Here is a 12,202-nt window from a genome sequence, read left to right as displayed (position 1 = left end):
TGTTGGGTCTATTTTAATTTATTGATGATTGGATAACGCCCACTCAATGGTGTTTTTTAACAGCTTAGCACCATAGGTAGTCATAATGGATTCTGGATGAAACTGAAATCCACACACTTTATCTTGTTCGTTTAGCACCGACATAACCAGTCCATCAACTTCTGCGGTGATGGTCAGCGTCTCAGGAACTGAGGTCGCAGTTAATGAGTGGTATCTGGCGATAGCGATGTTGGCGGGTAAATCTTGGTATATCACGTGGGGGGTATACGCCATCATAGATACTTTGCCATGGACAATCTCTCCGGCTCCGGCCACTGTACCGCCATAGGCTTCGACGATTGCTTGATGACCTAAACATATTCCAATCATAGGAACATGGCCTCTTAAACGCTGAATTAACTCTGGCATGCAACCAGCGTTTTTGGGTTCTCCGGGACCGGGAGAAAGCACGACGACAGGATTGTCTAACTTGTCTATCTCAGCTGCAATGACGGCGGCAGAGATATGATTTCGATAGATGGTTACCGGATAACCAAGAGCGCGAAACTGGTCGACTAAGTTATAAGTAAACGAATCAAAGTTGTCGATGAAAATAACATTCGCCATTATAGATTCTCCAAGTGAGCATGTTGAATGGCTGAGATAACTGCCTGTGCTTTGTTGCGGGTTTCATCAGCTTCAGCTTGTGGATCCGAGTCGTAAACCACACCCGCTCCAGCTTGAACTTGCGCTATGCCATTTTCGACATACGCAGAACGAATAACAATACAGGTATCGAGATCCCCTTGACCTGTTAAGTAACCAACAGCGCCACCATAACTGCCTCGTCGAGATTTTTCTACTTGACGAATTAACTGCATGGCTCGAATTTTCGGTGCACCGGTCAACGTGCCCATATTCATGCAGGCCTGATAAGCGTGTAACGCATCGAGATCACCATGCAGTTGGCCAACAACTCGGGATACCAAATGCATGACGTGACTGTAACGGTCAACCTTCAGTAAATCCGCAACATAACGGGTTCCCGGCGCGGAGATTCTCGCCACATCATTTCTGGCGAGATCAACTAGCATCATATGCTCGGCGTTCTCTTTTTTATCACTGCGCAGTTCCAGCTCAATGCGTCCGTCTAAATCTAGATTGATTGAACCATCGGCATTTTTGCCCCTTAATCGAGTTCCTGCGATGGGATAGATTTCAACTTGGTTAGACTGTTTTTCATATTTGAGCGCACTTTCTGGAGATGCGCCAAATAGAGTAAACAGCGCATCATGCATATAAAACATATATGGGCTAGGGTTACTCTGCTTCAACTGTTTATATGAGGCCAGTGGAGAAGGGCAAGGTAAGGTAAATTGTCGAGACGGAACAACTTGGAACACATCCCCTTGTACCACAAACTTTTTTAAATCGGTGACGGTGTTACAAAATTCGTCATCAGAGATATTTGTAGTAACGGCACACTCTTTTAACTTCTGTGCCTTTTTTAACGGCGCCGGTTTGTGGCTTAGCGTGGAGATGTCGTTTAGACGTTGAGATAATCGCTGCTTGGTCTGTTGAGTCCCATCAAATACGCTGCCTTGGACGGTACATGATTGCTGCTGGTGATCAATGGTCATTAATGTTTCAGCAAGATAAAAGACATAATCGGGGCAGTTGTTAATTTGTGTTGCAGCTCCGATAGGCTCAAAATTAGCAACCAGATCGAAAGCAAACAGCCCCCCCATAAATAGTGAGAAGTTATCTTTACCTTCAATGTCAAAGCTATGTTGAACAATACGCAGTGCATCGAAAGAAGACGCTTCCTTCATGCGACCATCTTCATCTAATTCTGTATCGGGAGTGACGAATTTCAGCTCTAAACTGTTGTCAGAGTATGTCGATTGCACTTCATCAGTAATATGGGAAGCGATACGTTGAATCGCGTGGGAGCCATTTTCTGTTAGTGCCGTTAAAACCACGTTATTGCCACGACATTCAATTCGCACCGCTGTATCGATCAACAACATACTTTTTAGGTTTTGCTTTGAATCGATATCTGCAGATTCTAATAAAAGACTGTTGGTTTTATCTGCGCAAAGTACTTGAAACAGTTCTGTTGGATCCGCGCAATAGGGAACCGTCAGCGTTAAAACATCTAACTGTCCCTTCTGTTCTATTTTTATTGCCTTATTCATAAGACGTCCTTAACTCAGTCATTTTATCGATATCTATTTCTTTGTTCTAAAAGGGGAGTGGATCAAAAAAGCCCGCTCAATTAGCGGGCTTTATAAACTATTCTAGATATTTAACCTAATAGCATCGCCCACTAAACTCTATCCAAATACGCCACCATGATGCAACAAGCGTTTGGCTTGTAACATTAGTGCTAGGCATTTGAGTGGTTTCTAGTAACATGGGCGTTTCGATTCCTGTTTGATATTTCGTACTAGTAAACTAGTACTTGCAAGTAAAGTCAAGGTTTAAATGAAAATAGATCTTCATTGTCATACAACAGCTTCAGATGGTCGCTTAACACCGGAAGCCATCGTTGATAGAGCGTTAGAGTTTTCTATCGATGTGCTGGCTATTACCGACCATGATACGGTAATAGGTTCACTCGCTGCTCAACGTTATATTGCGCAGCAGAACTTACCTATACAGCTGATTAGCGGGATAGAAATATCGACGTTATGGCAAAACAAAGATATCCATATTGTTGGGCTTAATATCGATAACAACAATGTCGCGATGACCACCTTGATTGAGCAGCAACAGCAGAGACGCGTGGATAGAGCCAAGTTAATGGCTGAACGCTTGTCTAAAGCCGTGAACGCACCAGTGTATGATGAAGTATCTATCATTGCAGATGGAGCACCGATAACCCGTGCGCATTTTGCTAAGTGGCTGGTGGAAAATGGCCACGCCAAAACGATGCAGCAGGTATTTAAAAAGTTCTTAACCCGAAATAACCCAGGTTATGTGCCGCCAAGTTGGTGTTCGATTGAAGAAGCGGTCTCCGCTATTCATGATGCCGGAGGACAAGCTGTTCTCGCGCATCCCGGCCGTTATAAGCTGACGGCAAAATGGATTAAACGTCTGATTTCCTCTTTTGTAGAAGCCGGAGGAGACGCGATGGAAGTGTCGTTACCTCAACAGTCGCAACAAGAGAGGCGAAACTTGGCGGATTATGCTATACAATACAGTATATTAGCCTCACAAGGTTCTGACTTTCATTATCCTTCCCCTTGGACGGAGCTTGGTCGAAACCTCTGGCTGCCTTCTGGTGTAGAGCCTGTATGGAAAGATTGGGGCATAACCCCAGTAGAAAATACCGAGATTATCGGTGGTAAGGAGTAACAATGAGTCAGTTTTTTTATTTACACCCTGACAATCCACAAGCTAGATTAATTAACCAAGCTGTCGCAATTATTAGAAATGGCGGTGTGGTGGTTTATCCAACCGACTCTGGCTATGCGCTAGGGTGTCAGTTGGAAAATAAACAAGCATTAGAAAGAATATGTCGCATTCGTAAAATAGATGATAAGCATAACTTTACTCTGCTATGCCGAGATTTATCTGAGCTTTCAATCTACGCACGGATAGATAATACCGCGTTTCGATTATTAAAAAATAATACCCCTGGGCCTTATACCTTTATTTTTAAAGGGACCAAAGAGGTACCTCGTCGATTAATGAATGCTAAGCGAAAAACCATCGGTATTCGTGTTCCAGATAATAAAATCGCTTTGGATTTACTGGAAGCATTAGGTGAGCCTTTAATGTCGACATCGTTAATTCTACCGGGAAGCAATGATACGGAATCTGATCCTGAAGATATTCGTGACAAATTGGAACACGCAGTGGATTTAATCATGAACGGTGGTTATTTAGGTGAGCAACCAACGACGGTTATTGACTTTAGCGAAGACGAAGCAGTCGTCGCTAGACGTGGTGCCGGGGATCCTACTCCGTTTGAGTAATCGATTCCGTAATCGCGTTATGTAGCAGTCAGATTTGGCTGCTATTTTTTTGTCAAAATACTGCAATAAAATATTCCAATTGATGTATAATTCCCAGCTGCTAAAAATTTAGCGTATTTAAATTAGTGTTTAGTTAATTGAAATTATTGACGTCTGTGAAGACGACAGAAAAGGGTTATAGATGAGCGAAAAATTACAGAAAGTACTCGCAACTGCCGGGCATGGTTCACGACGTGAACTAGAAGCTTTAATTAAAGCGGGCCGTATTAGTGTTAATGGCATTGTAGCTAAGCTAGGCGAGCGTCTGGAAGATGACAACGCTGTAGTACGTATTGATGGGCATACCGTTAATTTAAAAACAACCGAAGCTGCTGTTTGTCGTGTATTAGCTTACTACAAACCTGAAGGTGAGCTGTGTACTCGTCATGATCCTGAAGGTCGTCGCACTGTTTTTGACCGCTTACCTAAAATTCGTGGTTCACGTTGGATTTCAGTTGGTCGTCTAGATGCTAATACTTCTGGTCTTTTGTTATTTACGACGGATGGTGAATTGGCAAATCGACTGATGCACCCAAGCCGACAAGTTGAACGTGAATATCTTGTACGTGTATTTGGTGATGTTACCGAACAAAACGTTCGTAACCTCGTTAAAGGCGTTAAGTTAGAAGACGGCATGGCACGATTTGAAGATATTGTTCATGCTGGTGGCGAAGGAATGAATCACACATTTTATGTGGTGATTAATGAAGGTAGAAACCGCGAAGTACGTCGATTGTGGGAATCTCAAGACACCACAGTAAGTCGTCTAAAGCGTGTTCGTTATGGTGATATCTTCTTAGAAAAGACACTGCCTCGTGGTGGATGGATGGAGCTGGAGCTGAAAGAAGTAAACTACCTAAGAGAGTTAGTTGAACTTCCAGCAGAGAAAACCAGTTTAATCGATGTTAATAATACCTCACGTAAACGTGAGCGCTCTCGTAGCCAGAAGATTCGCCGCGCAGTTAAGCGCCATGAAGAGCGAGTGAGTACTCCAAAAGGACGCAGCAACCAACAGCGTCGTCGCTCTCGTAAGTAGTGACTTGGTTGAGACAACAGATATAAATAAAGGGGCTAGCTAGCCCCTTTATGTTACTTGGTAGATGAGTTACGTGATACTTGAGTAACGCGATACAGAGTTGTGGCTCTGTCTTAGTCTCTTTTCCAAAGCACATGGCAAAACTTGTGCTCTGCGTCGCGACTAATAAGCAAGCGGGCGAACACTTCATCCAGTACATCAGATTCTTCATTGACCAGACCGATACGCACTTCAGCGTACACTTCTTTATCAATGTCGAAACCCACATGTTCTATCCAGTCGTCTGCGGTTTCTACTAATTCGGCAGCGCCTCTATCTTCAAACTGCGCAGTGAAGATGATGACATCAGCGGCTTCCAAATTGTCTGGAGCCATCTCCAAAAAAATATCGTAAGCCGTTTCAATAACATCATCGTACGACATTAGCTCTAATGAATTTTCTTGATCCGACATTATGACTCCTTATTAGTCTGCACGGCTGATGTATTTACGCTCAGCGGTGTTGATTTTAATTTTGTCACCAGAGGCGATGTATTCAGGAACTTGTACAGACAAACCCGTAGCAAAACGAGCTGGCTTAGTACGGGCGGATGCAGACGCACCTTTAATGGATGGGTCAGTGTCTTCAATCACCAACTCAACGGAGGCTGGTAATTCTATAGAGGCCGCTTTGCCATCTACCAAGATAACGAATAAACCTTGAATATCTTCGGTAATAAATAGCAGTTCGTCTTGAATATCTTCTTTGTTAAAGCTGTACTGGTCAAAGTTCTCAGTATCCATAAACACATATTCGTCACCGTCAGTGTAGGAAAATGTGGATGAGCGCTTGGTCATCTCAACAGTATCAACAACTTCATCGGATTTAAAACGCTCATCTATTCTTGAGCCGTTTGCTAGATCAGCGCAGCGAAGTTTATATATTTTTGCGCCGCCACGACCACCTGGGGTGGTAATCTCGATATCTTTAATAAGCAACATTTTGCCGTTAGATTCAATAACAAAACCTTTTTTTAGTTCACTTGCCTTAGGCATGGGATTTATCCTTTGTTAATCTATTTATTCTTAAAATATTCTAAATTTATTGTATTTATTCAATTTACTCAACTCGCCGAGCAAGCATCATTTTGTTACTTGGTCATAGCGATTAAATTGGGGCAAAAGAGTAGAATACAACGTCTTTGTTGAAATCCAAACCGATTCGCGCATAATTGCGTTAATCACTTCATTTTGATCAACCCAAGGTTTTAGAACATCGCCGTGACAAGAACATTACCCTTAATTGATCCTGATAAACCATTTCAGTATGCCTATCAGCCAGTAGTAAAAGAGCTTATTCATTCCCTTAGTGGTGGTTTTGGCCCCAATCTACATAGCCTGTATCTTTATGGAAGTGTAGCGAGAAAAACCGCCATTGAAGGACGCTCAAACGTCGATATCATCGTGGTGACAAATGGTAATTTGGATGACAGAACCACAACACTAGTGAATACCATTAAATGGCGTTTCAAAAAAGCGTATCCATTTATCACTGAGCTGTCATTTCAGTTTGTTAAAGCTCATGAAATATTGCAGTTGGAAAGCATATTCACTTGGGGCTTTATGCTTAAGCACTGTTCGGTGTGCATATATGGTGATGATCTCTCAAGTCGGTATGGAGAGTTTGAGCCGAGTTGGGAGATAGCAAAATATTGGAATATGGACGTCGATGAGTGGGTTAAACACTATCGACGTAAAATCGCGCTAGCTAAGTCTCAGTCTGAACAGATTAGGCATCAAGCCGTTTTAGCCAAAAAATTATTGCGAGCCAGCTACTCGTTAATCATGCATAAAGATAAGCATTGGTTTGATGACCCGATAGAGTGCGGTCAACATTTTCTTCGCTATCACCCGGAGAAAGAGCAGCAGATAAAACGTTTAGAAATACTGCTCTCTGGCCGCTACGTCCCAAAACGTTCTGTGGTTGGGTTAATTGATGATTTTGGCGATTGGCTAGTCAAAGCTTATAAAAAAACCGAGTTTAGAATTGGTTAAAATAGATCAAGCTGAGGGGCGTTTAACCCGTCAAAATCGAAACCGACAAACGGCAAGATAGCATCAGCAACGGGCTTTAATTGCTTATCGATATAGTGCTGATAATCGATGGCGCTTTGGCGGTACTCAGAGGGTTCAGGGCCGTTAACCGTAATAAGATACTCTATACGGCCTCTATTTTGGTACTGCAGTGCTCGGCCGAGTCTCGCATTGTGTTCATCTGCTAACCTTGCTGCACGCACTTGCGGTGGGATGTTCTTTTGATAGTCACTCAACTTTCTTCTTAGTCGCTTTTGATAAACCAATAAATGATCATGCTCACCCAACAAGGTTGCTTCTACGTACTGTCGGATGTAGTCGCAAGGATCCTCATTGTTAAAAACCATCTGGTAAAGCTTAAGTTGGAACTGTTGCGCTAGTTTTGTCCAGTCTGTTCGAGCACTTTCCAGACCTTTGAAAATAATCTGTTGCTCTCCATTTCGTTCTACAAGTCCGGCATAACGTTTCTTTGAACCAACCTCTGCGCCTCGAATGGTTGGCATAAGAAACTTTTTATAATGGGTTTCATATTCAAGTTCTAAACAAGAAGTTAGACCAAATTGAGATTCAATATGTTCGGTCCACCACTGATTTATGTAGCAAACAAGCTCAGCACCCACGTTATCCGCTTGTTGCTGGTTATAAGGGCCGTTTAACGCGACAAAAGTAGAGTCGGTATCACCATAAATGACTTGGTAACCTTTCTCTTCAATTAATATTTTAGTCTGTTTCATGATCTCATGACCGCGCATGGTGATAGAGGAGGCGAGGCGAGCATCGTAAAATCGACATCCTGCTGAGCCTAATACCCCATAAAATGAGTTCATGATGATCTTAATGGCTTGGGAGAAGGCGTGTTCATTGGATGCTTTCGCGCTTTCTCGGGCTGCCCACAACTGTTCTATCATTTGCGGTAGGAAATGTTTTGTTCGGTGAAACTGTCCACCAATAAATCCGCTGACTGCTTGATTTGGCTCTTTACCCTCGTCGAGTTTCAATCCTTCAATAAGCCCCATAGGGTCAATTAAGAAAGTGCGGATTATGGATGGGTAAAGGCTCTTAAAGTCCAGCACTAAAACGGAGTCGTAGAGGTTGGGAATAGAGTCCATCACAAAACCACCGGGACTCGCTAGCCACTCTTCGGTGGTTAAATTGGGTGCAACATAACCGGCTCTGTGCAATCTTGGCAGATACAAATTGGTAAACGCGGCAACTGAGCCTCCCATTCTATCAAGTTCTAAACCGGTTAATTTACTTCGTTGAATAACAAACTCTATCAGGTGTGTTTTTTCAAATATGCGGTTGACCAATCGACAATCTTGTAAGTTATATTTTGCCAGCAAGGGCTTATCGTCGCGGTACATTCGATTTATTTCATCCATACGATCATGGACGTTATGGATCGCTTTCCCTTCTCCTAATAGTTGCTGAGATACCGACTCTAAAGACCATGAAGAGAATTGGTAAGTGGCGGTTTTCAAAGTATCGATACCATCAAGGACAACGCGTCCGGGAATGGTAATAAAACCTTGCTGGGACTGATTAGACTGGCGGAAATAGATGGCACTGTTATCCCGGCCCATATTGAGTTTAATATTGTGCCATTGCGCACGCTTATCTAATAGGCGAAAGTCAAAGTCGATAACATTCCAACCGACTATTAAATCAGGGTCATACCTTTTAAACCACTCGACCATCGCCAGCAAAAGGGCTTTTTCATCTTTGACCCACAAAATCGCCGTATCCGCTTGTTCGGGCTCACCAATCATTATGACCACTTCGTTAAGTGGTGACGCTAAACCAATAGAGTATAAAATGCCTTTTTCAGAGCACTCTAAATCTAGAGAGACATAAGAAAGAGTCGGGTGATAATTCCCTTTGCGACACTTTGCATCATGAAAACGCAGATGATCACGCTTATCTTCCCTATTGCCAGCAAACTCAACGCTCCCTTGAATAAAACGCTCCATAAGAAAGCGATCTGCAAGTTTAACGTCGTTTTCGAAACTGATGATCTCGTTATCTTTTAGTAACTGATTAAACTGATTAATAACAAAATTGGTAGGCGCATAACACCCCGTTACGTTGTGACCTTGAAAGGTTTTCAGCTCAAGAGGGGAAAGCGTTATGGATAAGGGATGGCGTTGTAGTAGGGTTTCAATGAAAACGGCATCATCACTGTTAATAAACACAACGGGTTGCTCAGACAAAATGGTCAGCTTTGTTGGCCCTTCTGCGGTACTTAGCCACAGCTCTATTACTGTTTGGCCCTGTACGTCTCGCACCTGACGAGTGAGGATAAATCCGTTGTTAATATTCAATATTTTTATGCTGATTGATGATTATGTGTCGATAGTAACAATTAATGATGGAAAATAGAAAGATGAACAGGTACTGTTATACAGCGATGCTAACCATCGACAATTAAAAAAGCTCGAGAAATTAGAAGCTTGATAGTTACACTAAATAAGTTTTTGCTAAACTTTGTGGAATAAAGCATATTGTTGCTACGCAAAGTTGCGCAAAATGAGTTAAGATAGTTGAGTTTGTTGCACTTCACCGCTTGTGGTGAGTGCAGAACCAATGTGAGTTGTGTGGAGATACAAGTTTGATTAATGTTTTCCTTGTAGATGATCACGAGCTGGTTCGCACAGGGATAAGACGTATTATTGAAGACGTCCGTGGAATGAACGTGGCAGGGGAAGCTGACAGCGGTGAAGAGTCTGTAAAATGGTGTCGCAGCAACCATGCTGACGTTATCCTAATGGATATGAATATGCCAGGAATTGGCGGTTTGGAAGCGACTAAAAAGATTTTACGCTTTAATCCTGATATTAAAATCATTGTGTTAACGGTTCATACGGAAAACCCGTTTCCAACTAAAGTGATGCAGGCTGGCGCGTCTGGTTATTTAACCAAAGGAGCCGGCCCTGACGAGATGGTGAACGCTATCCGTGTTGTGCATAGTGGGCAACGTTATATTTCCCCTGAAATTGCTCAGCAGATGGCATTAAGCCAATTCTCATCTGCATCAGAAAATCCGTTTAAAGATTTGTCAGAACGTGAGCTTCAAATCATGATGATGATTACTAAAGGCCAACGTGTGACAGATATTTCTGAACAGCTAAACTTAAGCCCTAAAACCGTCAATAGCTATCGCTATCGTCTATTTAGTAAGCTGGATATCAATGGCGATGTTGAACTTACTCACTTAGCGATTAGACATGGAATGTTAGATACAGAGACTCTTTAGTGCCCTCCAATTTCGATTCAGAAACCTTTCTTAAATCGGTTACCAATCAGCCCGGCGTATACAGAATGTATAACGCCGATGCTGATATTATTTATGTCGGTAAAGCCAAAGATCTTAAGAAGCGTCTCTCCAGCTATTTTCGTAGCAAAGTAGACAGCGAGAAGACTAGGGCGCTGGTTAGCCATATAGACAGAATTGATGTCACGGTCACCCATACCGAGACAGAAGCATTGATTCTCGAACATAACTACATTAAACAGTATTTGCCCAAATACAACGTACTGTTACGCGACGACAAATCCTATCCTTATATTTTCTTAAGTCATCATCGTCATCCACGGCTTTCTATGCATCGTGGTGCGAAAAAGAGAAAAGGCGAATATTTTGGACCTTACCCCGATTCTGGTGCAGTAAGAGAAACACTCCATCTTGTGCAGAAAATCCTGCCGGTGCGACAGTGTGAAGATACGGTTTACAGTAACCGCTCTCGTCCTTGCCTTATGTATCAAATTGGTCGCTGTGCCGCTCCTTGTGTCTCTAAACTAATTTCTGATGATGAGTATGCTGAGCTCATTGATCTGGTGACCCTGTTCTTAAAGGGCAAAGATCAGATGGTGATGACTCAGTTAGTCAACAAAATGGAACAAGCGAGCCAAGAATTGCGCTTTGAAGAAGCAGCGAAACTTCGCGACCAAATTCAAGCGATTCGACGTGTGCAGGAACAGCAATTTGTCTCTGAAGATACCATGGAAGATATGGATGTACTTGGTTTCGCACAAGAGAACGGCATCGCTTGTATACATATTTTAATGATTCGTCAGGGTAAGATTTTGGGCAGCCGGAGTCATTTCCCTAAAATTCCAAATAACACCGAACGAGAAGAGGTATTTTACGCCTTTTTAAGTCAGTATTATCTCAACCACAGCGAAACGAGAACCATACCTAACCGGTTGATCGTCAATAAAGAGCTGGTTGATGATATTGCGCCGTTAACGGACGTGTTAACCGAGCTTGCCGGACGGAAAGTGATGGTACACCTTAGCCCGACGTCGACCAAAGGCCGTTACCTTAAACTGTCTAACACCAATGCATTAACCGCCATTACCAGCAAAATTAATCATAAAATGACCATTCATCAACGTGTTACGGCACTGCAAGATGAACTGGGCATTACCTCTATCCGACGTATGGAGTGCTTTGATATCAGCCATACAATGGGAGAGAGCACAATAGCGTCTTGCGTTGTGTTTAATCAGGAAGGTCCGGTGAAGCAAGAGTATCGGCGTTACAATATCACCGGTATTACCGGAGGTGATGATTACGCTGCAATGGGTCAAGTGCTAGAGCGTCGTTATAGCAAGCAGCTCGATGTAGAAAAAATCCCGGACATTATTTTTATCGATGGTGGTAAAGGTCAATTGAATCGAGCGAAAGAGATCATCTCTTCTCACTGGGATGATTGGCCAAAACGCCCAAGACTCATCGGCATTGCTAAGGGGGTGACAAGAAAAGCAGGACTTGAAACCTTAATCACAATAGAAGGTGATGAGTTTAATTTGCCTACGGATGCTCCCGCATTACATCTTATTCAGCATATAAGAGATGAAAGCCATAATCATGCTATTGCCGGACATAGAGCGAAAAGAGCGAAAACTCGAAGAACGAGCCCGTTAGAAGGAATTGAAGGTGTTGGTGCTAAAAGGCGTCAATCTTTGCTTAAATATATGGGCGGTTTGCAAGAGCTTAAGCGAGCAAGTGTCGAAGATATCAGCAAAATTCCAGGAATTAGCTATTCTTTAGCAGAAAAAATACATCAGGCATTGAAAGAGTAACGTTTTTC

General features: G+C 42.7%; 11 protein-coding genes. 6 read left to right on the top strand and 5 right to left on the bottom strand.

The window, feature by feature from the left end:
• Nucleotides 1-18 precede the first annotated feature (18 nt).
• Together CHJ_RS08560 and CHJ_RS08555 are read right to left on the bottom strand one after the other, a co-directional pair.
• The gene (locus tag CHJ_RS08560) at nt 19-606 is read right to left on the bottom strand and encodes an aminodeoxychorismate/anthranilate synthase component II (protein ID WP_317917460.1); all 588 of its coding nucleotides are present in this window, start codon (nt 604-606) and stop codon (nt 19-21) included.
• Complete coding sequence (locus CHJ_RS08555) at nt 606-2,177, bottom strand: anthranilate synthase component 1 (protein WP_317917459.1); 1,572 nt, start codon at nt 2,175-2,177, stop codon at nt 606-608. The genes CHJ_RS08560 and CHJ_RS08555 overlap by 1 nt, the downstream gene beginning before the upstream one ends.
• Before the next feature lie 289 nt (nt 2,178-2,466).
• Here CHJ_RS08555 and rnm point away from each other — a divergent pair, with 289 nt between their 5' ends.
• The 3 genes from rnm to rluB all read left to right on the top strand — a co-directional run bounded on the left by rnm (nt 2,467) and on the right by rluB (nt 5,037).
• A complete protein-coding gene (gene rnm, locus CHJ_RS08550; protein WP_171754347.1) occupies nt 2,467-3,339 on the top strand; it encodes an RNase RNM in 873 nt (290 codons plus the stop codon).
• Nucleotides 3,340-3,341: 2 nt separating this feature from the next.
• Nucleotides 3,342-3,962, top strand: a complete 621-nt coding sequence (locus tag CHJ_RS08545) for an L-threonylcarbamoyladenylate synthase (RefSeq protein WP_171754346.1) — start codon at nt 3,342-3,344, stop codon at nt 3,960-3,962.
• Between the two features lie 181 nt (nt 3,963-4,143).
• The gene (gene rluB, locus CHJ_RS08540) at nt 4,144-5,037 is read left to right on the top strand and encodes a 23S rRNA pseudouridine(2605) synthase RluB (RefSeq protein WP_171754345.1); all 894 of its coding nucleotides are present in this window, start codon (nt 4,144-4,146) and stop codon (nt 5,035-5,037) included.
• Between the two features lie 113 nt (nt 5,038-5,150).
• Here the strand turns inward: rluB and CHJ_RS08535 are convergent, their stop codons facing one another.
• The gene (locus tag CHJ_RS08535) at nt 5,151-5,489 is read right to left on the bottom strand and encodes an HI1450 family dsDNA-mimic protein (protein WP_171754344.1); all 339 of its coding nucleotides are present in this window, start codon (nt 5,487-5,489) and stop codon (nt 5,151-5,153) included.
• Nucleotides 5,490-5,501: 12 nt separating this feature from the next.
• Complete coding sequence (gene yeiP, locus CHJ_RS08530) at nt 5,502-6,071, bottom strand: elongation factor P-like protein YeiP (protein ID WP_171754343.1); 570 nt, start codon at nt 6,069-6,071, stop codon at nt 5,502-5,504.
• Between the two features lie 225 nt (nt 6,072-6,296).
• On the opposite strand from yeiP, the gene CHJ_RS08525 reads away from it, so the two are divergent.
• Nucleotides 6,297-7,070, top strand: coding sequence for a nucleotidyltransferase domain-containing protein (locus tag CHJ_RS08525; RefSeq protein WP_317917458.1), 774 nt, complete (start codon nt 6,297-6,299; stop codon nt 7,068-7,070).
• On the opposite strand, the gene CHJ_RS08520 is transcribed toward CHJ_RS08525, so the two are convergent.
• Nucleotides 7,067-9,430, bottom strand: a complete 2,364-nt coding sequence (locus CHJ_RS08520; protein ID WP_317917457.1) for a DNA polymerase II — start codon at nt 9,428-9,430, stop codon at nt 7,067-7,069. The genes CHJ_RS08525 and CHJ_RS08520 overlap by 4 nt on opposite strands.
• Nucleotides 9,431-9,717: 287 nt before the next feature.
• On the opposite strand from CHJ_RS08520, the gene uvrY reads away from it, so the two are divergent.
• The gene (gene uvrY, locus CHJ_RS08515; protein WP_171754340.1) at nt 9,718-10,362 is read left to right on the top strand and encodes a UvrY/SirA/GacA family response regulator transcription factor; all 645 of its coding nucleotides are present in this window, start codon (nt 9,718-9,720) and stop codon (nt 10,360-10,362) included.
• Complete coding sequence (uvrC, locus tag CHJ_RS08510; protein WP_171754339.1) at nt 10,362-12,194, top strand: excinuclease ABC subunit UvrC; 1,833 nt, start codon at nt 10,362-10,364, stop codon at nt 12,192-12,194. Before uvrY ends, uvrC begins: the two co-directional genes overlap by 1 nt.
• The last annotated feature ends 8 nt before the right edge of the window (nt 12,195-12,202 follow it).

Source organism: Vibrio sp. MACH09 (genome assembly GCF_033238805.1).
In the GTDB taxonomy this organism is placed as follows: Bacteria; Pseudomonadota; Gammaproteobacteria; order Enterobacterales; family Vibrionaceae; genus Vibrio.
The sequence above is the reverse complement of the archived record's forward strand: the minus strand, read 5'-3'. Positions and strand labels throughout refer to the sequence as shown.